Source organism: Dactylosporangium darangshiense, assembly GCF_039537565.1.
GTDB classification, from domain to species: Bacteria; Actinomycetota; Actinomycetes; order Mycobacteriales; family Micromonosporaceae; genus Dactylosporangium; species Dactylosporangium darangshiense.
On the sequence record NZ_BAABAT010000008.1, the window covers coordinates 267,409 to 290,586 of the forward strand.

Sequence of the window (23,178 nt, forward strand, 5' to 3'; positions counted from 1 at the left end):
GTCGCCCCGCATCGACCCTAGTCGCCCCCTCTGCGCACCCGCGGAGTTCGACGACACCTCGGAGCTGCGACCGAGCCCCCTATCCGGCGTTTTCTCTCCACGATCATGAAGAAAGCACGCTCAAAAATCGGACATCGCCATGATGGTGGAACAAAACGCCGCCGAACCCCAGCGCGGCAAGGCCAGTCGGCGCGCTCTCCCCGACGGTGGCAGCCCCGTTGATGCGACCGGCCCGAGCGGTGGGGCCGAGGCGGTCTGGGCGGTGTGCTGCGGCCGGCCCGGTCGGTGGGCGGCGGCTGGTCCACGTGGCGCGGCTGGCGTGGGTGTAGCGGGCTTAGGCGGTGCGGCCTCGGCGACCGCGGCGGCGTGGGCTGCGCGGCCGGCCCGGGCGGTGCGGCCTCGGCGCCGGCGTGGGCTGTGTGGCTGGCTCGGGCGGTGGGCGGAGGCGGACTGGGTGGGGCGCCGCCCCGGCGCCGCAGCGCCGGGGCGGTCGAAGCGTCAGCTGCGCTCGACCTGGTGCCCGATCAGATCCGGCGCGCGCAACTGCGCCCCCGAACCGTCGCGGCGGGCGTCGGCCGCGGGCAGGTCGCGAGGGTCGCCCTTCGTGCTCGCGGCGACCGGGCGGGGCCCGACCCAGGCCAGGACCAGGTGGGACTCGCCCTTCAGGAAGCGCTGGGCGCGCACGCCGCCGGTGGCGCGGCCCTTCGCCGGGTAGAGGCGCAGCGGGGTGACCTTCGCGTTGCCCATCGTGGCGGTGACGACCATCGGCTCGCCGTGCTGGGGGTCCTTCGTGGTGATCGCGGCGAAGAAGAGGGCGTGGGTGTCGGGGGCCAGGTTGATGCCGGCCATGCCGCCGCCCTTCAGGCCCTGGGGGCGCACCAGCGAGGCGGGGAAGCGCAGCAGGGAGGCGTCGGTGCTCACGAAGGCGAGAGTTTCGGCGCCGTCGGTGAGCCAGGTGGCGCCGATGACCTCGTCGCCGTCGCGCAGGCCGATGACCTCGAACTCGTCGGCGCGGACGGGCCACTCCGGGACGCAGATCTTCACGAAGCCGGCGCGGGTGCCCAGGGCCAGGCCCGGCGAGCCGGAGTCGCGCTCGCCGAGCGGGGCGAGGCCGACGACGGTCTCGCCGGACTCCAGGGGGACGAGCTCGGAGGTGGACATGCCGCCGCGCAGGGAGACGGTGCCGGGCTGCTCGGGCAGGACCGGGAGCGGGAGGACGTCGACCTTGAAGGCGCGGCCGCGGCTGGTGACCAGCAGGACCTGGCCGCGGGCGGTGGTGTGGACGACCGCGCGGACCGCGTCGTGCTTGTCGCGGCCTGCCTTGCGGTTGCCCTCGGGGGCCTCCTCGGACTCGGCGGCGGTGCGCGCGACCAGGCCGGTTGCGGACAGCAGGACCTGGCAGGGGTCGTCGGTGACCTCGAGCGGGCCGGCGGGGACGGAGGCGGCGAGGACCTCCTTGAGGTCGCCGTCGATGAGGGTGGTGCGGCGCGGCTGGCCGTTGTCCTTGACGACGGCGGCGAGCTCGTCGGAGACGACCTTCTTGAGGACCTTGTCGTCGTCGAGGATCTGGCTCAGGGCCGCGATCTCCTCGTTGAGGCGCTGCTGCTCGGCCTCGAGCTCGATGCGGTCGTAGCGGGTGAGGCGGCGCAGCGGGGTGTCGAGGATGTACGTCGCCTGGATCTCGGTCAGGCCGAACTCGCTCATCAGGCCGGTCTTGGCCGCGGCGGCGTTGTCGCTGTCGCGGATCAGGGCGATCACGCGGTCGATGTCGAGCAGGGCGATGAGCAGGCCGTCGACGAGGTGCAGGCGGTCCTGGCGCTTCTTGCGGCGGAACTCGGTGCGCCGGGTGACGACCTCGTAGCGGTGCTGCAGGAACACCTCGAGCAGCGCCTTGAGGCCCAGCGTCTGCGGCTGGCCGTTGACCAGGACGAGGTTGTTGACGCCGAAGGACTGCTCCAGCGGGGTGAGCCGGTAGAGGTCGGCGAGCAGGGCCTGCGGGTTGACGCCGACCTTGCACTCGATGACCAGGCGGGTGCCGTTCTCCCGGTCGGTGAGGTCCTTGACGTCGGCGATGCCCTGCAGGCGCTTGGTCTTGTTGACCTCGTCGGTGATCTTCTCGATGACCTTCTCGGCGCCGATGCCATACGGCAGCTCGGTCACCGTGATCGCCTGCCGGCCGCGGCTGCCCTCCAGCAGCCCGATCTCGACCCGGCCGCGCATGCGCACGACGCCGCGGCCGGTCTCGTAGGCCCTGCGCACCTCGTCCAGGCCCAGCAGCAGCCCGCCGGTGGGCAGGTCGGGGCCGGGGATGAACTCCATGAGCTTGTCGAGGGTCGCCGTCGGGTGGTTGATCAGCCAGCGGGCGGCGGCGACCGTCTCGGCGAGGTTGTGCGGGATCATGTTGGTGGCCATGCCGACCGCGATGCCGGACGAGCCGTTGACGAGCAGGTTGGGAAACGCCGCCGGCAGGACCGAAGGCTCCTCGAGGGAGCCGTCGTAGTTGGGGCGGAAGTCGACGGTGCCCTCGTCGAGCTCGCCGACGAGCAGCATCGCCTCGCGCGACATCCGGGCCTCGGTGTAGCGGGAGGCGGCGGGGCCGTCATCGGGGGAGCCGAAGTTGCCGTGGCCGTCGATGAGCGGCACGTTGAGGGAGAAGTCCTGCGCCATGCGGACCATGGCGTCGTAGATCGCGCTGTCGCCGTGCGGGTGGTACTTACCCATGACGTCACCGACGACGCGGGAGGACTTCACGTGGCCGCGGTCGGGGCGGTGCCCCTGCTCGTTCATCGAGAACAGGATCCGGCGGTGCACCGGCTTGAGCCCGTCCCGCGCGTCCGGCAGCGCCCGGGAGTGGATGACCGAATACGCATACTCCAGGTAGGAGTCCTCGACCTCGGTCGTCAGCGGGTTGTTGAGGACCCGCGCGCCCGCCTGATCGAAAGCGGACAGGTCGGCCTTGACCGCCTTGGTGGTCTTGCGTGCCATGGTGAAGTGGTGGCCTTCCGATGTCTCAGGCGTCGATTGGTCAGGCGTGGATTGGTCAGGCGTCGATGGACTCTGTGTCGACCCGCGTCGCGGAGTCGATCAGCCAGTTGCGGCGGGGCTCGACCCGCTCGCCCATGAGCAGCTCGAGGACCTCCTCGGCGGCCTCGACGTCGTCGAGCGTGATGCGCCGCACCGCCCGGGTCGCCGGGTTCATCGTGGTGTCCCACAACTCGTCGGCGTCCATTTCGCCCAGGCCCTTGAACCGCGGGATCGGCGTGACGACCTGCTTGCCCGCCTTCTCCAGCCGGGCCACGGTGCTCGTCATCTCCTGCTGCGTGTAGGTGTAGATCGTCTCGGAGTTGCGCCCCTTCGTAACGATCTTGTGCAGCGGCGGGACGGCGGCGTAGAGCCGGCCGTCGGCGATCGCCGGCCGCATGTACTTGGCGAACAGCGTGATGAGCAGCGTGCGGATGTGCGAGCCGTCGACGTCGGCGTCGGCCATGATCAGAATCCGGCCGTATCGCATCGCGTCGAGGTCGAACGTGCGCCCGGAGCCGGCCCCGAGCACCTGCACGATCGCCGAGCACTCCTGGTTGTCCAGCACCTGCTGGATGTTGGCCTTCTGCACGTTGAGGATCTTGCCGCGGATCGGCAGCAGCGCCTGATACTCCGAGGAGCGCGCCATGCGGGCCGTGCCCAGCGCGCTGTCGCCCTCGACGATGAACAGCTCGCTGCGCTGCACCCCGGTGGAGCGGCAGTCGACGAGCTTCGCCGGCATCGACGCGCCTTCGAGGGCCGTCTTGCGCCGGGCCGCGTCCTTCTGCTGCTTCTGGGTGAGCCGCACCCGCGCCGCGTCGACGATCTTCTGCAGCACCGTGCGCGCCTCGACCTTGGTCTTGCGCGCGTCGATCCAGGCCTTGATGTGCTGCTCGACGACCTGCTGCACGACCCGCGTCACCGGGGCGGTGGACAGCTCGTCCTTGGTCTGCGAGGTGAACTGCGGCTCGGGGATGCGCACGTGGATGACCGCGGTCATGCCCTCGAGCACGTCGTCGAGGGTCGGCAGGTCCTCCTTGGGCCGCAGCAGGCCGCGGGTGTTGCGGATCGCCTCGGTCAGCGCCCGCACCGCGCCGCGCTCGAAGCCGCGCCGGTGCGTGCCGCCGTGCACATTGCGGATGGTGTTGGTGAACGACTCGACGACCCGCTCGTAGCCGGTGCCCCAGCGCAGCGCGATCTCGACCTCGGCGCGGCGCTCGACGTTGGCCTTCATGACGCCGTTCTCGTCGGCGGCGTTCTCCTTGTAGTGCCCCTCGCCGTTGATGAACAGCGTCCCGCACACCGGCTTGTCGCCGCCGGGTGCCAGGAACTCCACCATGTCGGACAGGCCGTTGGGATAGTGGTAGGTCTCGGTGGTGATCGATCCCTGGGTGGCGTCCTTGAGCACGTAGGTCACGCCGGGGACGAGGAACGCGGTGTTGCGCAGCTTGGACCGCACCGCCTCCGGGTCCAGTGCGGCGCCCGTCTCGAAGTAGCGCGGGTCGTGCCAGTAGCGGGTGGAGGTGCCCGTCGACGAGCCGCGCTTCATGCGGCCCTGCACGGTGAGCCCGCTGTGGCGGGTGAACTTCGCCGCCGCGCCCGCGCCGTCGAACTCGCCCGGAACGCCGTGCTGGAAGGCCATGTGGTGGACCTTGCCCTCGCGGCGGACGGTCACGTCGTAGCGCGTGGACAGCGCGTTGACCGCGGATGCGCCGACGCCGTGCAGGCCGCCCGAGGTCTTGTACCCCGACCCGCCGAACTTCCCGCCCGCGTGCAGCCGTGTCAGCACCAGCTCGACGCCCGACATCCCCGACTTGGCGTGCACGTCGACGGGAATGCCGCGCCCGTCGTCATCGACCTGGACCGACCCGTCGGCGTGCAGCGTCACCTCGACCCGCGTGGCGTGCCCGGCGATGCCCTCGTCGGTGGAGTTGTCCACGATCTCGTTGAACAGGTGCGCGACGCCCCGGCTGTCGGTCGAGCCGATATACATGCCCGGGCGCTTGCGGACGGCGTCGAGCCCTTCGAGGAGCGTGAGGTCGTCTGCCCCGTACAAGGTCTCGGGTTGTGCGGTCAACTCGACTCTCTCCAATGGTCCTCGGTCCCCTGTGGCTGTCCGCGAGCGTAGCCCCAGGGTCTGACATTTTCTGTGCACCCTCGCCGGGTGCGGCGAAACTCAGAGCCGGTGCCCGCGATGGCCGATGATCCCGGCGGACCACTCAAGACGCTCGAACGAGGTGCGTCGCCGTGACCGCTCCCACAGTCCCCACCACAGCGGCATCGAACACGTGTACAACGATCTCGCATACTACTTCGCCCGATCCCGGACAGCCGACCGCCGCGCAGTGCCTTTCGCGTGTCCGGGGCGAAAACAAGATCACCGGCGACGCGAGCTGCGCGGCCCGATGCCCAGGTTCAGATGTTGAACGCCGTGCGGCCGGCGCTGAACTGGCGCAGCGCCGCGAGGATCTCGTCCTCGGACCGGTCGGCGAAGTTCAGCGTGGCCGTGAAGCCGGAGCCGTAGAACAGCTTCAGCATGGACGAGTCGATCGCGGTGAACGCGCCGAGGCCGCCCTCGGCGCGGGGGTCGCGCGGCTTGACCACGACCATCTTCTCCAGCGCCCAGCGCCGCCGGCGGATCTCCGCGATGCCCTCCCACGGCAGCCAGATCGCCTGCCCGCGGGTCGGCCGGGTCTTGATCCACAGCCCGGCCGGCCCGGCGGCGAGGACCGGCCCGCCGGAGGAGACGAGGTAGATCTGCAGCGCCACGACGGTCGTCAGGACGACCGTCAGGCAGGCCAGCAGCGCGACGAGCGCCACGATGTCGCCGCTGGTGTGGTCGGGCCCGTCGGCGGTGAGCACGATCGCCGCCGGGCAGCCGATGACGACCAGGACGGCCGCCACGACCGGCACCAGGATCAGGGCCCGCTTCATCGCGCTGGGCCGGGCGACGAACGGCAGGTTCTCCGGAATGCGCCGCGCGATCGGAGGCGGAGCACCGGGCCCACCCAGAGGAGCGCCCGGCCCGCCGAAAGGCACGCCGGGCCCACCCAAAGGCACGCCGGGCCCGCTCAGAGGCGGCCGTGGGGGAGGAGGAGGGGCCGGCCGGTTCCAGGCCGGTGGGCGCGGCCCCGAGGCCGGGCCGGGCGAGGGCGACTCATCGCTCACCGCGACACCTTACGTCGCCAGGTGAGCGCCGTCACGGCCCGCCGGTGCGCTCGACCCACGACTTGTACGGGCGGGAGGGGTCGTAGCCGGCGTCCATGTAGTACTCCCGCAGGTCGGCGCGCACCATGAACACCGCCACGAAGATCAGCAGCGCGGCGGAGACGACCCCGGCGACGCCGTGCGGCCCGGTGTACCAGGACGGGACCGCCGAGGCGTACTCGGCCTTGAGCACGTCCGGCTCGTTGCCGGTCGGCGCGACCGCCCACTCCGGCCCGCCGACGAGGAAGCACAGCGTGACCAGCGCGATCAGCGGCCCCAGCGCCATCACGGCGTAGCGGATCCTGCTCGACGGGCGGCGCAGGAACAGCGTCAGCACCGCCAGCACGAGCACGGACACCGCCGCCATGGACAGGCTGCTGGTCAGGTCGGCGCGCACCTGTGCCAGCTGCACCGGCGAGATCATGCGGATGTGCATGCCATTGAGATGGATGAGTGCCGCAGCGGACAGTGCCGTATTGAGCGCCAGCAGCGCCGTCGCGCTCGCGACCGACCAGAACACGATCCGGACCTGCGTGGACACGCGCATTTCGCCAGCCTCCCCCGAGTCGCGTACACGGTAATCCCTCACCCCGTCACCGCGCTAACCCGTTCGACGACTTCACCGCGTCGTGCGACGATCCACACATGACGCCGCGCCGCAACCGGATGATGCGCCCCCTCGCGGGGCTTCCCGGCGTGCGCTGAGCACACTACCGACCGGGCCCCGCCTTCGTGCGGGGCGCGGATCCGGCGCGTCCGTCGTGCGGCGGCGGGGCGGAAAAGGACACCCACCATGGGCTTCTACGTCACCACCGCCATCCCCTACGTCAACGCCGCACCGCACCTCGGGCATGCCCTGGAGCTCGTCCAGGCCGACGTGCTGGCCCGCCATCGCCGGCTGCGCGGCGAACATGTGCGCTTCCTCACGGGCACCGACGACAACGCGCTGAAGAACGTCACCGCGGCCCGCGCCGCCGGCGTCGGGGTGCGCGCGTTCGTCGACGCCAACGCGGCCCGGTTCGCGGCCCTGCGCGGGCCGCTGGATCTGTCGTTCGACGACTTCATCCGCACCAGCGCCGACCCGCGCCACGCGGCCGGCGTCGAACGGCTGTGGCGGGCCGGCGCCGCCCGCGACGACTTCTACCCGCGCTCCTACCGCGGCCTCTACTGCCCCGGCTGCGAGCAGTTCGTGGACGGCCCCTGCGCGGAGCACCCCGGCGAGCCCGAGGCCGTCGAGGAGGTCAACTGGTTCTTCAGGCTTTCGCGGTACACCGGGAAAATCCTCGAAGCCCTCGAGACCGCCACGGTGCGCATCGAGCCCGCCGCCCGCCGCAACGAGGTCCTCGCGTTCGTCCGCGCGGGACTGCGCGACATCAGCGTGTCGAGGCCGGCGGCGCGCGCCGGCGGCTGGGGCATCCCCGTCCCCGGCGACCCCGACCAGGTCGTCTACGTCTGGTGGGACGCCCTCGCCAACTACGTCACCGCCCTCGATGGCGGGCTGTACGAGCGGTGGTGGGCCGGCGACGGCGAGCGCGTCCACGTCATCGGCAAGGGGATCGTGCGCTTCCACGCCGTGTACTGGCTCGCGCTGCTCATCTCCGCCGGCCTGCCGCTGCCGACGGCGATCTTCGTGCACGACTACCTGACCGTCGACGGCGCGAAGCTGTCCAAGTCCGCCGGTCACGCCGCCGACCCGGTGGACCTGGCCGGGCACTACGGCACCGACGCGCTGCGCTGGTGGCTGCTGCGGGAGGTGCCGCCGGTCGGCGACACCGACTTCACCGAGGAGCGGCTCGTCCGGCGGGCCGACCGCGAGCTGGCCAACGGCCTCGGGAACCTGGTCAACCGCACCCTGACGCTCGTGCACCGCCGCGCCGGCGGGCGGGTGCGGGCCGCGGAGCCGGCGGCGGGCGCCGTCGCGCTGCTGCCCGGGCGCATCGACCGCGCCCTGGCCCGCTTCGACCTGCGCGCCGCCACCGACGCGCTGTGGTCCGTCGTCGAGGAGGCCAACCGCCTCGTGGAGACGGCCCGGCCCTGGCAGCTGACGGGCGCGGGGCTGGACGAGGTGCTGGGCACCCTGGTGTACACCTGCCGCAATGTGACCGCCGAGCTGCGCCCCTTCCTGCCGGGCGCCGCCGCGCGGCTCGAAGCGCAGCTGGGCGCCGGCGCCGAGGTGGGCACCCCGGCGCCGGCGTTCCAAAGGATCAGCCGCCCACGTGAATGCCGGGCCGCTTCGCCGGATCCGGCTCCAACGAGCGGATGATCTCGCGCACCACCGGGGCCGTGTCGCCGCGGCCCAGGATGAGGTACCGGAACAAGTGCCCCAGCGGGTTGCCCTCCGCCCACTCGAAGTAGGCGTGCGGGCGGACCCCGGTCGCGTCGCGCAGCGCCAGCAGGACCGCGGCGATCGCGTTCGGCGCGGCCGGGCTCTCCGCCCGCAGCACCCGGTAGCCGTCGACGTCCACGCCGCGCACCGTCAGGGTGCCGCTGAACGTCGACGGGTCGACGACCGAGACCTCCAGAAACAGGATGTCGGCGCGGCCCGGCACCGGGTTGATGCCGCGCTGCTCGGCCTCCTTGCCCTCGTACTCCGCCCGGTCGCCGACCTGCCTGCGGTTCGCCACGATGTTGAGCTCGCCGTCGTACTGGATCGAGTCGGTGACGAACCGGCGGGCCTCGTCGTCGAACTCGATCGCGTCGGCGCGCAGCTCCGTGGTCCGGCTCACGCGCGAGACGAGCGACACGACGATGATGCCGGCGATGAAGACGGCGGAGATGAGGATGCCGTCGGGCTTCTCCACGACGTTGGCGCCCAGCGCGTACAGCAGGATGAGCGACAGGACCGTGAACATCACGCCGGCGGTGCGCTGGCGGGCCCGGATCGCCGAGATCGTCACGGCCACGGCGCCGGAGACCATCATCGCCAGGATGCCCGTGGCGTAGGCGCCGGCCTGCGCGTTGACGTCGGCGCCGAACGCGATCGTGATGCCGATGCTGATCGCGGTGTACACCAGGACGATTGGGCGCACGGCGCGGCCCCACTCCGGCGCCATGCCGTAGGAGGGCAGGTAGCGCGGGATGATGTTGATCAGGCCGGCCATCGCCGACGCGCCCGCGAACCACAGGATGAGCACGCTGCTGATGTCGTAGACGGTGCCGAACGCCTCGCCGATCTTCTCGTGCGCCAGGTACGCCAGGGCGCGCCCGGCGGCCTGGCCACCGTCGGTGAACTCCTTGGCCGGGATCAGCACGGTGGTGATGAAGCTGGTGGCGATGAGGTACACCGACATGATCGCCGCCGCCACGGTGAGCAGCTTCTTCGTGTTGCGCAGCCGGGACGCCTGCCGCTCCTCGGCTGTGGCGCCGTCGGCGGCCACCAGCGGCATCATGCTGACCCCGGTCTCGAAGCCGGACAGGCCCAGCACCAGCGACGGGAACGCGACGATCGCCGGCAGCAGCAGCCCGAACCCGCCGCCGTGCTCGCTGGTCAGCGCGTGGCGCCAGTCCGTCAGCGCACCGGCGGTGGTGAACACGTCGACGAACCCGACGACCACGATGACGGCGTTGAGCAGCAGGAAGATCCCGACGAGCGGGATGGCCACGGCGACGGCCTCGCTGAAGCCGAGCAGGAACACGCCGCCGAGGATCAGCAGCAGGATCACCGTGATGATCACGGCGTGGCCGTGCAGGAAGCTCGGGAAGACCGGGTTCTCGATCATGTGGACCGATGCGTCGGCGGCCGAGAGCGTGATCGTGATGATCCAGGACGTCGCCACGAAGCCGAGCAGGACGAGGACGAAGATCTTGCCGCGCCAGAAGGGCAGCAGGTTCTCCAGCATCGCCACCGAGCCCTGCCCGTGCGGGCTTTCCTTGGCCACCCTGCGGTACATCGGCAGCATGCCCAGCAGCGTGAGCGCGACGATGAGCAGCGTCGCCAGCGGCGAGAGCGCACCGGCGGCGAGTGCGGCGATGGCCGGCAGGTACGACAGCGTGGAGAAGTAGTCGACGCCGGTCAGCGACATGACCTTCCACCAGGCCTGCGGCTTGGCGTGCGCCTCGTCGCTCTCCGGGCCGACCGGCGCGACGCGGTGCTGCAGCAGCCAGCGGCCGATCGGGCCGCCGGGGCGCTCGCGCGGCGCCGGGCTGTCGACCCGCGCCGGCAGCAGAAACTCGGGGGTGGTGGTCATAGCTCCTCTTACAGCCATCCGGACTTTCGGAACAAGCGGTGCAGAACCACCATCGCGGTCGCCATGACCCCGACCACCAGCCCGTAGCCGAACTGCCAGTGCAGCTCGGGCATGTGGTCGAAGTTCATGCCGTAGATCCCCGCGATCGCGGTGGGCACGGCGGCGATGGCGGCCCACGCGGCGATCTTGCGCATGTCATTGTTCTGGTCGAGCCCGACCTGGGCCAACCGGGCCTGCAGGATCGAGTCCAGCAGCTCGTTGTACGAGGCCACGCGCTCCACCACCTGGTTGAGTCTGCCGTGGACGTCCTCGAAGTACTGTCGCAGACCCGGCGGAAGATCGCTCGTCGGCGCGATCATGGCCCGCAGCGGCGGCTGCAGCGGCAGCACCGCCCGCTTGAACTCCACCAGCTCCCGCTTGAGCTGGTAGATCTGCTGCACGTCGCAGCCGCCCTGGCGCAGGAACGCGGTCTCCTCCAGCTTCTCCACGTCCTGCTCCACACGCGTGGCCACGTCGTGGTAGACCTCGACCATCCGCTCGATGACCGCGTAGCCGACCGACCACGGCCCCAGCGCCAGCAGCGCCGGGCGTTGCTGCAGCTGCTCGCGCACGTCCGCGAGGGCGCCCGCGCCGCCGTGGCGCACCGACACCACGAAGTGCCGGCCGATGAGCAGCGTCACCGCGCCGGTGTCGACGACCTCGGAGGTCTCGGTCAGCTCGGCGTGCTCGACGTAGCGCGCCGTGCGCAGTGTGAGCGCCGTCACGTCGCCACGCCGCTCGACCGCCGGGCGCCGGTCCATCGCGAGGGTCTTGTCCACCGTCGCCTCGTCCACCCCGACGAGCTCGGCGATCGTCGTGAACTGCGACCAGGAGGGCTCGAACAGCCCCAGCCAGACGAACCCGCCCCGGCGCCGGCGGGCCGAGCCGTAGGCCTCGGCGAAGGAGGGCCGGCCCGGCTGGCGGCTGCCGCGCACGTACAGCGCGCAGTCCATCACCGCCGCGTCCTCCTCGGGCCGGGGCAGCAGCTGCGGGAGGCGCTCCGACTGCTGGACGCCCAGCAGCATGCGGCCGATCAGCCGCCCGACCCGCCGCCCGACCCTGCCGCCGGCGCTCACCACTGGTGTGCTCATGAGCCGAAACGGTACCGGCGCCGCGCACGTCGGACCCGTGTCGGGTTGATGTAGGAGCCGTGTCGGCGGGCACCGGCACCGTCGTTGTCATGACGAACGGAGAAGACCTGATGGTCGAGGCGACCGGCCTCGTGAAGACCTTCGGCACCACCCGCGCCCTGCAGGGCGTCGACATCGCCATCCCGCGGGGCACCGTGCACGGCGTGCTCGGCCCCAACGGCGCCGGCAAGACCACCGCCGTGCGCATCCTGTCCACGCTGCTCAAGCCCGACGCCGGCCAGGCCCGCATCGGCGGGTACGACGTGGTGCGCAACGCCGAGCGGGTGCGGGCCTCGATCGGGCTGACCGGGCAGTACGCCTCCGTCGACGAAGACCTCACCGGCCGGCAGAACCTCGTCCTCTTCGGCACCCTGCTCGACCTCGGCCGCCGCGGCGCCCGGGCCCGCGCCGCCGAGCTGCTGGCCTGGTTCGACCTGACCGAGGCCGCCGACCGGCCGGCCAAGACCTACTCCGGTGGCATGCGCCGGCGCCTCGACCTCGCCGCGAGCCTCGTCGGCCGCCCCGACGTGATCTTCCTCGACGAGCCGACGACCGGCCTGGACCCGGCCAAGCGCGAGGACATGTGGGGCGTCGTGCGCTCGCTGGTGCGCGACGGCTCGACGGTGCTGCTCACCACGCAGTACCTCGAGGAGGCCGAGGCCCTCGCCGACGAGATCACGGTCATCGACCACGGCCGGGTCATCGCCAACGACACCCCGCAGCGGCTCAAGCGCCGCGTCGGCGGCCAGACCCTCGAGGTCCGCCCGTCCGACGAGGCCGACCTGGAGCGCACTGCGAAGATCCTCACCCTGGTCTCCTCCGGCGGGCAGCCCGACCGGCCCCGCCCCGGGGTGCTGGCCGTGCCCGTCTCCGGCGACGCGGCGATGGCCGAGGCCGTCGCCCGGCTCACCGGCGAGGGCATCGCCGTCACCGAGCTGTCGCTGCACCTGCCCTCGCTCGACGAGGTCTTCTTCTCCCTCACGTCCGCCAAGGTTTCCGCCCAGACCGCTCAGGAGGTCTCCGCATGAGCACCATCGTCCTCAACCGGCCCGCGCCGAAGCCGTTCCGGCTGCTGCGGCACTCCCTCGAGCTCACCAAGCGGAGCCTGATCAAGACGTGGCGTACCCCGGAGGCGCTCATCGACGTCACCGTCCAGCCGGGGCTGTTCCTGATCATCTTCGTGTACATCTTCGGCGGCGCCGTCTCCGGCTCCACCCACTCCTACCTGCAGTTCCTGATGCCCGGCGTGCTGGCGCAGACCATCGCCATGGGCGCGATCTCCATCGGCGTGAACCTCAACAACGACATCGAGAAGGGCATCTTCGACCGGTTCCGCTCGCTGCCGATCCCGCGCTCGGCGCCGCTGATCGGCGCGGTCCTGGGCGATGTCGTCCGGTACGTCCTGGTGACGATCTCCACCTTCGCGTTCGCCTACGCCATGGGCTTCCGCATCGGCACCGACCCGCTGCACGCCCTCGCCGGCTGCCTGCTCGCCGTCGTGTTCGGGCTGTGCCTGAGCTGGGCGCCGGTGTTCGTCGGCATGATGGTGCGCACGTCCGGCGCGGTGCAGGGCATCGGGTTTCTGGTCGTCATGCCGCTCACCTTCGCCTCCAACGTGTTCGTCGGTGTCGCCACGCTGCCGGGCTGGATGCAGGGGTTCGTGCGCAACAACCCGCTGAGCCACCTGGTGGAGGCGATGCGCGGGCTGTTCCTCGGTACCCCGGGCTACGCCACCCACGTGTGGTGGACGCTGGGCTGGTGCGCCGCCCTGGTCGCGGTGTTCATGCCCCTGGCCCTGGCGGCCTACCGGCGGAAGGTCTGAAGCACCTTGTCGGCCAGCTCGCGGATGCGGTCGGTGATCTCGGTCACCGGCCGCTCGCGCCATGCGGCGGCCCGTTCGGCCCGCTCGTCCGCACCGCCGAGCACCGACTCGAGGCGGGCGTCGACGCCGTTGTCGAACAGCTGCATCAGGTTGGCGCCGCACCGCTCGCCCAGCGCCCACAGCTCCTTCGCCTCGGCCGGCTCGCCGAGGTGCGCGGCGAGCGTCGCCGCGGCCAGCGCCCACGAGCCCAGCGCCGGCACGTCGTGCCCGGCAAAGGCCTCGTCGCGGGTCTCGGCCAGCAGCTGCCCCGCCCGCGATGCGCCCGCGGCGCCGAAGGCCCGCAGGCGCAGCACCCCGGCGGCGACGCCGAACACGACCCGGGCCTGCGGCACCGGCGCCGGGGACTTGTTCGCGATCGCGTTGGCGCGCTCGGCGTGCTCGACCGCGTCGGCCGGCCGCCCGCGCATCCAGGCGTGCTGTGCCAGGCCGAGGTGGGCCTGCGCGGCGTCCATCACCTGCATCCCGTGCGGCGGTGGGTCCGGCACGGGCGCCTCGACCACTGCCCGTAGCCGCGCGGCCGCGTCGTCGTCGCCGGCGTGGGCCAGCTGCACGTCGAGCAGGATGCGGATGGAGCCGGCGTCCTCGGCCGCGCCGAGCAGCTCCATGTGCGCGGCGCCGCGGCGCAGCCACTCGGCGGCGCCGGGCGCGCCCTGCGAGCCGATCGACTGCGCGGCCATGCCCATGGCCCAGTGGTCACCGGCCTGCTCGAAGCGGCGGTACGCCAGCTCCGCGTCCGCGGCCCGCTCGGCCGCCGACGCGGTGTCGCCCCGGTTCTCCCGGATCGCGGCCCGCAGGAACAGGCCGAAGCCCTGTGCGTAGGGGTCGGGGTCGGCGACGAGCCGCTCCGCCGAGACCATGCCGCGGGTCAGGTCGAGCACGGTGAGCGCGGGCAGGATCTCGCCGAGCGCCCGGGCCCGCGGCGACAGCTCGTCGCTGCGCCGGGCGATGAGCTCCCGCAGCATCCGTCTGGACAGCGCGAACAGCCGGTACCGGTCGGTGGCGAAGGCGTTGAGCCCGGCCAGCAGGCAGATCCACGCCAGCCGGTCCGGGTCGGCCTGCGCCACCAGGCGCCCCGACCGCCGCAGGTGCGGGTCGTCGGCGTGCAACAGGGCCAGGGACCACGGCAGCACCTCGAAGTGCAGCCCGCGGACGGTCCACAGGTGCAGCAGCGGCGCGGCCACGTCCACGGCGGCGGCGTCGTCGCGGCCGACGCAGCGGCGCAGCGCGGCGACGAGGTTGTCCTGTTCGGCGGCGCAGCGGGCGAACGCGGCGATCTGCCCCGGGCCGATGAGCTCGGCGTGGATGCGCGGCGCCTCCTGCCGCGCCCAGGCCACGAGGCCGTCCATCGCCGCGTCGCGCTCGCCGGAGGCGGCCAGGCGGGCCTCGCCGTATTCGCGGACGGTCTCCAGCATCCGGTAGCGGGCGCGGCCGTCCCCGCCTTCGGCCAGGCCGAGCAGTGACTGCTCGACGAGCCCCGCCAGGTGTACCGCGAGGCCGCGCCGCGGCAGCCCCGACACGCATTCGGCGGCCTCGGCGGTGAACGGCGCCGGGATGACGGCGAGGCGCTCCAGCAGCCGCTGCTGTTCGGGGCCGAGCAGCTCGCGGCTCCAGTCGACCATCGCCCACAGGCTGGCGTGCCGCTCGGGCAGGCCGCGCAGCGCGTCGTCGAGCAGCCCGAAGCGGTCGTCGAGCCCGGCCAGGACGTCCTCGATCGGCATGTGCCGCAGCCGGGCCGCGGCCAGCTCCAGGGCCAGCGGCAGGTTGTCCAGCCGGTGGCACAGCGCCTGCGCCGCCGCGCCGTCGCTCAGCATCGCGCCGCCGGCGCGGGAGCGTGCGGTGAGCAGCTGCCGGGCGGCGTCGTCGGCGAGGGTGTGCAGCCGGTGTACGACCTCGCCGGCCAGTCCCAGCGGCGCCCGGCTGGTGGCGAGCACCGCCGCGTCCGGCGCGGCGGCGAGCAGCTCGGCGACGACGTCGGCGGCGCCCGCCAGGACGTGCTCGCAGTTGTCGAGCACCACGAGGCCGGCGAACTCCTGCAGCCGCTCGGCGGTGCCGCGCGTCCCGGTGGCCGGGTCGGCGGCGGCGAGGACGGCCGGCAGCACCTCGCTCGCCGAGCGCAGGCCGGCGAGCTCGACGACGTGCACCGGCGTGCCGCCGGCGGCCGCGCCGCGGGCGACCTCGGCGGCCAGGCGGGTCTTGCCGGCCCCGCCGACGGCGACGACGGTGACCAGCGGCGCCTCGGCCAGCGCCGCGCGGACCGCGGCCACGTCGGCGTCCCGCCCGAGCATCGGCGTCGCCGAGCGCCGCCACGCCGCCGGCAGCGTGCTCTTGGGCCGCGCGGGCTCGGTCGTCGGGGCCGGCGCCGCCGACAGCTCGCCGCGCAGCAGTGCCAGGTGTGCCTCGGCGACGGCCGCGGACGGGTCGGCGCCGTAGGTGTCGGCGAGGGTCGCGCGCAGCCGCTCCACGACCTCGAGGGCCTCGGCGTCGCGGCCCTGCGCGGCCAGGACGCGCACCAGCAGGGCGGCCGACGGCTCGTGCGGCGGGGTGCGCCCGGCGAGCAGGCGCAGGTCGGCCTCGTCGCGGCGGGCGGCGGCGACCTCGGCGAACAGCGCCGCCGTGGCGGCGTCGGAGAGGTCGGGCGCGTCGGGGAACAGCGCGCGGGCCAGCTGCGGGGTGCCGGCGGCGAGGTGTGCCTTTGCCAGTACCGTATCCAGCTCGATCTCTTCCGGAGGCACCCGGTAGCCGCCCGGCGCCGCGGCCACCGGCAGCCCGAGGCGCCGGGCCCGGCCGATCAGCGCGTGCACCGCCCCGATGGCGTCCTCCGGCGGCGCGCCGCCCCAGACCGTCTCGGCGAGCGCGCCGGGCGTTACGGTGCGGCCGCGGGCCTCGACGAGGGCGCGCACGACCGCGGCGAGCCGCTCACCGCGGACCGGCCGGCCGTCGACGGCGAGCTCGCCCAGGGTGGTGATCCGCACCGGGCAAGCATGCCACCCGGGCCCGGGCTCAGCGGGTGACGGGCTGGTGGTTGTCGTCCAGCAGCGCGTACAGCAGCGTGCCGAGGACCAGCAGCGTGCCGCCGAACACCGCCCAGCCCAGGGCGATGCCCGCGATGACGACCACGATGCACTGGATGACCAGGGCGACGACCGTCATTTTGCGGGCATGGCGGTCGCGGGCGGCCGCGGCGGCGAGCCCCGCGGCTAGCACGACCAGCAGCACCGCGAGCCCGACCCCCATGATCTTGACCGCGGCCTGCGCCATGGACGGGTCGGTGCCGTTGAGCGACATCGAGTAGGCGTCGATCACCCCGCCGAGTGCAAACAGCACCACGCCGATGACCAGGCCCTCGAGCAGGATCCCGACGGCCGCGATGAGCAACGCCAGCGTACGCATCCGGCCAAGTTACTAGTTGGTAGAAGCGGGTTCAAGGCCCTTCGATGGGCTCAGTGCAGATAGGCCGGCGATTCGGCGTCGGGGACCAGCAGCGCCGGCGCCCCGCTGCCGTCGGCGGGCAGCGACCACACGTCGGACCGGTCGGCATCACGGTGCAGCGCGTACATGACGGTGCGGTCGTCGAGCCAGGCGATCTGGTCGTCGACCGAGCGCGTCTCGGCCAGCACCGTCGGGCGCAGGGTCGCGAGGTCCAGCACGGCCGGCCGCCAGCCCTTGACCGGGTCGCCGTCGACCGCCTGCTTGAACGCGATCCGCGTGCCGTCGGGCGACAGCGACGGGCACTCGACGTTCTCGGCCAGGGTGCGCACGGTGCGCCGGTCGAAGTCGCCCTGCACGAGGTACCGGTGCCCGGCCGTCGACACGGTGGCGTAGAACGTGCGGTCGCCGTGCGCCAGCGTGACGCCCCAGTAGTTGACGTCGGCCGACTGGTACGGCCGCCCGTCCCTGCTCAGCGCGAAGTCCTCGAGCGTGTCGACGACCATGTCGCCGGTGCTCGTGTCCAGCACCCCGATGCGGGTCGAGAACTGCCCGTTGTTGTACGAGTCGCCGGTCACGAACGCGGTCCAGGTGACCAGCCGCCCGTCGTCGGAGACGCGCGCCCGGTTGGGCACGCCGACCATCGGGTAGGAGTCGCGCTCCTCGAGATGCCGCCCGAGCACCGCGATCTGGTACGTCGCAAGGGGCCCGTCGGGCCGCAGGCAGATGGCCGTGCCGGCGGCGGCGTACACCCGGTTGCACGACACCGCCGAGACCTTCCGCGCGCCTTTCGGATCGGCCGCGTCCACGACCGCGAGGTGTCCGAACGACTCCTTGGCGGTACTGCGCACGAGCAGCCGCGGCCCCGGCCCGATGTCGACCTCTTCACTCGCGGCCGCCGCGGCGTCGTTGCGGTGCGCCGCCGCGCGGATGTACACGCCGGCCCCTGCGGCGAGCGCCAGCGCAACGACCGAGGTCAGCAGGACCTTACGCATTTTTGTCGTACCCCCGCAGGAGAATTGCGGCGACGAGGCAGAGGGCGGCAAGGGCCACCCCCGCGGCGGCGACGAGGGCCGGGCCGGGCCCCCACAGCTGCCAGGCCGCCCCGAAGAGGATCGAGGAGCCCAGATATGCCAGCGACTGTCCACTCTGCACCAGCGCGATGCCGGTCGTCTTCAGCTGCTCCGGCAGCAGCGGCCCGGCGACGGCCATCAGGACCCCGTCGGTCGCGGCGTAGAACGTCCCGTAGAGCGCCACCGTGACCACGAGCGCGACCGTGCCCCCGCCGCCGGCCGCCAGCATCAGGTAGACGACGGCGAGCGCGGCGAACCCGGCAAGGTAGACGCGGGGCCGCCCGACGCGGTCGGCGAGACTGCCCAGCGGCATGGCCAGCAGCAGGTATGCGAGGTTGGTGCCGACGGCGAGCAGCGGGAACCATCCGGCGGCGATGTCGTGGTGGCGCTGCAGCACGAGGTACACGAAGCCGTCGCCGATCGTGGCCAGGCCCATGACGGTCGCGGCGATGACGACGAGCCGGAACTCGCGGCGTCGCAGCAGCGCGAACGCGGCACCCAGCGACACCGCGTTGCCCTTGTTCGTCGCGGTGTCCTTGTCGTCCGTGTGGGCCGGTTCGATCGTGTCGACCTGGTGAATCGCGATGGCTGGGTCGTTCGCGGTGGCTGGGCTGGTCGCGGGTGCGGCGGTGCTGGGGGCGTGCGTGCCGTTCGGGGTGGCCGGGCTGGTCGCGGGTGCGGTGGCGCTGGGAGTGTGGGTGCCGTTCGCGATGGCTGGTGAAGGGGGCGCCGCGGAGAGCCGTGACGGGCCGCGGTGGTCGGGGACGAAGGTCAGCAGGACGAAGACGCCCAGAGCGGCGATGCAGAAGCTCGTGACGAAGACGGCGTCGAAGGACTGGGCCGAGGCGCCCAGCACGGCGACCGCCACCAGTGGGCCGGCGAACGCGCCGACGCTGTCCATCGCGCGGTGCACGCCGAAGGCGCGGCCCAGGCGGTCCGGGGGTGTCGACAGGGTGATCAGGGCGTCGCGCGGCGCGGTGCGCAGGCCCTTGCCGGCGCGGTCGGCGACGATGACGCCGCTGAGCAGCGGGACCGACGAGCCGGCGGCCAGGAGGCCCAGCTTGGCCACCGCCGAGATGCCGTAGCCGGCGACGGCGACCGCCTTGCGGCGGCGGATGCGGTCGGCGACGTACCCGCCGACCAGGCGCAGCAGCGCGGTGGCGCCGGTGTACAGGCCGTCGACCACGCCGTAGCCCAGCGGGCCCAGGTGGAGGCCCAGCATGAGGTACAGCGGCAGGATCGCCGTCACCATCTCGGACGACACGTCCGTGATCAGGCTCACCGTGCCCAGGGCGAGCACCGTCGCGGCGATGCGGGTCCGGGCGCGGGGCGAAGGCGTCGCCGGGGTCGCCGGTTTGTCCACTGTGGACAGGTACACGCGATGCCTCACTCAGAAACGTCGAGAGGGTGTGGGCGCCCGCGCAAGAGGGCGCCCACGGGGGTGGGTCAGGACCAGACGTCCGTGATGGGGGACAGGCTGGCGGCGCCGTTGATGCCGGGCAGGCCGTACGCGCCCTCGATCGTGCGCAGCACGTTGTAGTGGTTGATCTGCTCCGAGTACGAGCCGGCCTTGACGTTGGCGCCGACGAAGACCGTGAAGATCTGGTTCAGCGCCGCGCGGTTGTCCTCGTCGAAGGTGACGATGAGCAGGCTGTTGTGCGTCTTGGCCCACTGGGCGTAGGCGTCGAGGTTCTTCTGCAGCCAGGTGTTGCCGGTCGCGACCGAGCAGTCGTGCATGTCGTTGCACATGTTCGGCGTGACGAACGCGACCGTCGGCAGGCTGGCGTAGTTCGACGACGACGGGAAGCTCGCGTACGTCAGGTTGGACGCCGCGGGCACGCTGCTGAAGTCGACCCAGCTGTTGTGCTTGCGCTGGTAGTTGCCGCTCGAGCAGCCCGTGTAGCCGTTGGACGGCATGGACTCCGAGTAACCCTTGAACGTCAGGCCGGCGCCGGCCAGTTGCGACTGCAGGTTGGCGCCGGTGAAGTTCTTCGGGCAGTCGTCGCTGGTCACGCCCTGGGTGGAGCCCGAGAACAGCGCGATGTAGTTCGGCTGGCTCGGGTGCGTGATCGCGTACGACTTGGTGAACTTCGCGCCCTGGCTCGCCAGGGAGTTGAAGTACGGGGCGCTGCTCGAGCCGTTGATCTGCGAGTACGCGTGGTTCTCGAACATGACCAGGACGATGTGGTCGAAGCGCGGGACGCTGGTGGCGGCCTGTGCCTGCGACGCCGCGGCGGTCACGCCGGTGGCGACGAGGGCGGTGGCCGCGAACGCGAGCACCACCCGGCGGATCGACATGAATACTCCCCCTTCGTGGGCAGGGATGACGCCACATCGTGGGTACCGCCGACGACAAGACCATGGAAGCGGCCTGACGCGGACGCGTGCGAGCGGTGAATAATTCGGTGTACATCGATACGTTACGGTTGGTCGCGACCGCATGGGGGAGGACCGATGGTGCGCAAGACGCTGATCGTGCTGGGCTTCGTGATCGGGGTGTATCTCGTGATCCGGGCCGTGCTGGAGTTCTTCGTCATCGACTTCGGCGACCCGGCCACCTACGAGAAGGACTGGGGCGGCCCGCACCTCGCCGGCGTCCTGGCCGTCCACGTCGGCGGCGGTGTCATCGCCGGCGTCCTGATGGGGTGGTACCTCCTGAGGCGCCGCAAAACCCGATAGCGCGCGCGGGCCGCGGATGGGTACGGTGCGGGGCATGACAGCCATCGACCGCACCGTGTCCCGCGGTGCCGTGGTGGTCGTGGCCGTCCTGTAGCCGCCGCCGGGCATCGCCTCTCCCGCGAGCCCAGGAGCGTGCCGCGTGCGGCCCTATGCCGTCTTCCTCATCGTCGCCGGGTGCACCGCGTTCGGATCTTCGTGCGCGTACACCCTCAACCTGGTCTTCCAGATCGGCGTGGTCGGCCTCGACCCCCTCGGGCTCGTGCTGGTCGGCACGGTGCTCGAGGTCGTGTACCTCGTGGCGCAGGTCCCGATGGGCATCCTCGCCGACCTGCGCGGCCGCCGCCTGCCGGTCGTCCTCGGCGTCCTGCTCACCGGCGCCGCGACGGTGCTGCAGGGCGCCGCCCCGACCGTCCCCGCCACGATCGCCGGCACCGCGCTCTTCGGCGTCGGCGCCGCCTGCTTCGACGGCGCGTTCGAGGCGTGGGCGGCCGACGAGCTCGGCGAGGCGGGCATCGGCGCCGCCCTGGTCCGCGGCGCGCAGCTGGCCCAGGCCGCGAGCATCGCCGGCATGCTCGCCGCGTCCGCGCTGTCGGCGGCCGACCCGTCGCTCCCGCTCCTGGCCGGCGGCGCGGTGTGGCTGGCGCTCGGCCTGCTGCTCCTGCCGGCGATGCGGGCCCGCCCCGCGCCGCGCGGCCGCCCCGAGGACCTTCTCGCCGGCCTCCGGGCGGCGAACCGGGCGCCGCGCGTGCGCGCGATGGCCTTCGCCACGCTGTTCGTCGCCCTGGGCCGGGAGGGCTTCGACCGCCTGGGCCAGGCCCACCTCCTCGACGCGCTGCCCGGCGCCGGCGCGTCGGCATCGCTGTGGCTCGGCGGCCTGGCGATCACCACCACGCTCGCCGCGATCCCGCTCACCCGTTTGCTGGGCAACCTGCTGCCCGGCGACGGCCCCGCGTTCGCGTGGCTGCTGAGCGCTCAGGTCGCGGCCATGGCGGTGTTCGCGCTGGCGGACCGTTTCGCGCTCGCCGCGGCGGCGGCCGTCGTGGCGGGCGCACTGCGATCGGCGGCCGATCCACTGTGGACGGCCTGGCTGGTGGCCCGCACGGCCCCCGCCACCCGCGCGACGGTCCTGTCCGCGATCGGCATGCTATCGGCAACGGGGGAGATCGCCGGCGGCCCGCCGGCGGGCTGGATCGGCCGCCGCTTCTCGGTAGCGCGCGCCCTGCTGGCCTGCGCAGCGGTGACCCTGCCCGGCGTCGTATTCCTGAAGCGAGCCGGCGCCCCGCGCGACCGGCGCCGCGGCGGGGCAGACGCCGAGCGCGAGCCGGCGAGATCAGGTGACTGAGGCCGCGCCGCGGCGGGGCAGACGCCGAGCGCGAGCCGGCGAGATCAGGTGACCGACGCCGCGGCGGGGCAGGCGCCGAGCGTGAGCCGGTGCGATCAGGTGACTGAGGCCGCGGCGTGGCAGGCGCCGAAGCCGTCCGCGCGGGCGACGATCCGGCCGTCGCGGATCACGACGGCGGTCTCGGTCGAGTCGCTCACCACGTCGACCCCGGCCGCTGTGGCCAGGGACAGGTCCCGGTCGTGCACGAGCCGCAGGTGCGGCCACGCGGACTCCGGGAAGGCCGGGCGCAGGCAGGTGAGCAGCTCGGCCAGCACGAGCCGGGCCAGGTTCGCCAGCTCGTCGGGGTCGCCCGTCACGAGGACGGCGGTGACCGGCGTGCCCGGCGCGGCGGCCCGGACCGCCTCCTCGATCGCGGCCGCACGACGCAGGCCGAGCACCGCCACCAGGCCCGAGGGGGGCCAGCCCAGCGGCGCGTCGCGGACGGCGTCGACGACCGGGCCGGCCGGCGGCGACCACGGCTCGTCGACCGGCCGCGGCGAGGGCGCGTGGACCAGGTGCGGCGGGTCCCACTTGTCGGCCAGGTCCAGGCCGGCCAGGCGCGAGCAGGCCTCGACCACCGCGAACTCGTCCACGAACCCCGGTGCCGCCGCGGCCAGCCGGGCGGCGCCCTGCAGGTGGGTGAGCACGGCCCCGGCGACGCCGACGCGGCGCCCGGCCATCGGGTGCAGCTGCTCGAGGGCGAGGCCGAGCAGGACGGCGTCCAGGCTCAGCAGCTGCGCGTAGGGCAAGCGGGTGTGCTCGTCGGCGAGGATCTCGGGCACCAGGTCGACGGCGAGGCGCCCCGGGCTGGGGTCGGTCTCGGTGTACAGGGGCAGGCGGGCCAGCCAGCCGCGGGCGAAATGCCCGAGGGCCTCGTGCGCGGTCCGGCCCGGCGACGGCGGTGAGGCGGCGGGCGGGCGGGCGGCCTCCTCGGCGAGCACGGCGAAGTACAGGGCGCGCTTGCCGGGGAAGTTCGAGTACACGCCGCCGCGGGTCAGGCCGGCCCGCTCGGCGATGGCGTCGACCTTCGCGTCGCGATAGCCGCGCTCGGTGAACTCGTCGCGGGCCGCCGCGAGGACCCGGGCGCGCGTGCGTTGCTGCGCCTCCGCGCGGCTGAGCCGATCCATCATGCGGTTAGGATACCGTCATCATC

Annotated in this window: 17 protein-coding genes; 5 read left to right on the forward strand and 12 right to left on the reverse strand. The window is 72.8% G+C overall.

The window, feature by feature from the left end; genetic code table 11:
* Nucleotides 1-498: 498 nt before the first annotated feature.
* From ABD901_RS18290 to ABD901_RS18305, 4 genes are all read right to left on the reverse strand, one after another.
* Nucleotides 499-2,985 carry a DNA gyrase/topoisomerase IV subunit A gene (locus ABD901_RS18290; protein WP_345128160.1) on the reverse strand — a complete coding sequence of 829 codons (2,487 nt, stop codon included), beginning with the start codon at nt 2,983-2,985 and terminating at the stop codon, nt 499-501.
* 55 nt (nt 2,986-3,040) lie between these two features.
* Entirely contained in the window at nt 3,041-5,098 is a 2,058-nt protein-coding gene (locus ABD901_RS18295) for a DNA gyrase/topoisomerase IV subunit B (RefSeq protein WP_345128161.1), read from the reverse strand.
* Nucleotides 5,099-5,436: 338 nt separating this feature from the next.
* On the reverse strand, nt 5,437-6,060 hold the full coding sequence (locus ABD901_RS18300) for a hypothetical protein (RefSeq protein WP_345128162.1): 624 nt from the start codon (nt 6,058-6,060) through the stop codon (nt 5,437-5,439).
* Nucleotides 6,061-6,220: 160 nt separating this feature from the next.
* Nucleotides 6,221-6,775, reverse strand: a complete 555-nt coding sequence (locus ABD901_RS18305; RefSeq protein WP_345128164.1) for a hypothetical protein — start codon at nt 6,773-6,775, stop codon at nt 6,221-6,223.
* A gap of 246 nt (nt 6,776-7,021) precedes the next feature.
* On the opposite strand from ABD901_RS18305, the gene ABD901_RS18310 reads away from it, so the two are divergent.
* A complete protein-coding gene (locus ABD901_RS18310; RefSeq protein WP_345128166.1) occupies nt 7,022-8,491 on the forward strand; it encodes a methionine--tRNA ligase in 1,470 nt (489 codons plus the stop codon).
* On the opposite strand, the gene ABD901_RS18315 is transcribed toward ABD901_RS18310, so the two are convergent.
* On the reverse strand, nt 8,433-10,415 hold the full coding sequence (locus tag ABD901_RS18315; protein WP_345128168.1) for an APC family permease: 1,983 nt from the start codon (nt 10,413-10,415) through the stop codon (nt 8,433-8,435). The genes ABD901_RS18310 and ABD901_RS18315 overlap by 59 nt on opposite strands.
* Before the next feature lie 8 nt (nt 10,416-10,423).
* Nucleotides 10,424-11,545 carry a magnesium and cobalt transport protein CorA gene (locus ABD901_RS18320; protein ID WP_345128169.1) on the reverse strand — a complete coding sequence of 374 codons (1,122 nt, stop codon included), beginning with the start codon at nt 11,543-11,545 and terminating at the stop codon, nt 10,424-10,426.
* Nucleotides 11,546-11,634: 89 nt separating this feature from the next.
* Here ABD901_RS18320 and ABD901_RS18325 point away from each other — a divergent pair, with 89 nt between their 5' ends.
* Both ABD901_RS18325 and ABD901_RS18330 read left to right on the forward strand, forming a co-directional pair.
* Nucleotides 11,635-12,612: an ATP-binding cassette domain-containing protein gene (locus ABD901_RS18325; protein ID WP_345128171.1), complete on the forward strand. Its 978-nt coding sequence runs from the start codon at nt 11,635-11,637 to the stop codon at nt 12,610-12,612.
* The gene (locus ABD901_RS18330) at nt 12,609-13,406 is read left to right on the forward strand and encodes an ABC transporter permease (protein ID WP_345128173.1); all 798 of its coding nucleotides are present in this window, start codon (nt 12,609-12,611) and stop codon (nt 13,404-13,406) included. Before ABD901_RS18325 ends, ABD901_RS18330 begins: the two co-directional genes overlap by 4 nt.
* Here the strand turns inward: ABD901_RS18330 and ABD901_RS18335 are convergent.
* Genes ABD901_RS18335 through ABD901_RS18355 form a run of 5 tightly spaced genes read right to left on the reverse strand, consistent with a single transcriptional unit; the run spans nt 13,388 to nt 20,263 of the window.
* A complete protein-coding gene (locus ABD901_RS18335) occupies nt 13,388-16,438 on the reverse strand; it encodes an ATP-binding protein (RefSeq protein ID WP_345128174.1) in 3,051 nt (1,016 codons plus the stop codon). The two genes, ABD901_RS18330 and ABD901_RS18335, sit on opposite strands and share 19 nt — an antisense overlap.
* 28 nt (nt 16,439-16,466) lie before the next feature.
* Complete coding sequence (locus ABD901_RS18340; RefSeq protein WP_345128175.1) at nt 16,467-16,856, reverse strand: hypothetical protein; 390 nt, start codon at nt 16,854-16,856, stop codon at nt 16,467-16,469.
* A 50-nt stretch (nt 16,857-16,906) separates the two neighbouring features.
* Nucleotides 16,907-17,887 carry a TolB-like translocation protein gene (locus ABD901_RS18345; RefSeq protein WP_345128176.1) on the reverse strand — a complete coding sequence of 327 codons (981 nt, stop codon included), beginning with the start codon at nt 17,885-17,887 and terminating at the stop codon, nt 16,907-16,909.
* Nucleotides 17,880-19,355 carry an MFS transporter gene (locus tag ABD901_RS18350; RefSeq protein WP_425556699.1) on the reverse strand — a complete coding sequence of 492 codons (1,476 nt, stop codon included), beginning with the start codon at nt 19,353-19,355 and terminating at the stop codon, nt 17,880-17,882. Before ABD901_RS18350 ends, ABD901_RS18345 begins: the two co-directional genes overlap by 8 nt.
* A gap of 56 nt (nt 19,356-19,411) precedes the next feature.
* The gene (locus tag ABD901_RS18355; RefSeq protein WP_345128177.1) at nt 19,412-20,263 is read right to left on the reverse strand and encodes an alkaline phosphatase family protein; all 852 of its coding nucleotides are present in this window, start codon (nt 20,261-20,263) and stop codon (nt 19,412-19,414) included.
* Between the two features lie 156 nt (nt 20,264-20,419).
* Here ABD901_RS18355 and ABD901_RS18360 point away from each other — a divergent pair, with 156 nt between their 5' ends.
* On the forward strand, nt 20,420-20,644 hold the full coding sequence (locus ABD901_RS18360) for a hypothetical protein (RefSeq protein ID WP_345128178.1): 225 nt from the start codon (nt 20,420-20,422) through the stop codon (nt 20,642-20,644).
* A gap of 139 nt (nt 20,645-20,783) precedes the next feature.
* On the forward strand, nt 20,784-21,986 hold the full coding sequence (locus ABD901_RS18365) for an MFS transporter (protein ID WP_345128179.1): 1,203 nt from the start codon (nt 20,784-20,786) through the stop codon (nt 21,984-21,986).
* Between the two features lie 95 nt (nt 21,987-22,081).
* Here the strand turns inward: ABD901_RS18365 and ABD901_RS18370 are convergent, their stop codons facing one another.
* Nucleotides 22,082-23,155: a TetR/AcrR family transcriptional regulator gene (locus ABD901_RS18370; protein WP_345128180.1), complete on the reverse strand. Its 1,074-nt coding sequence runs from the start codon at nt 23,153-23,155 to the stop codon at nt 22,082-22,084.
* Nucleotides 23,156-23,178 lie beyond the last annotated feature (23 nt).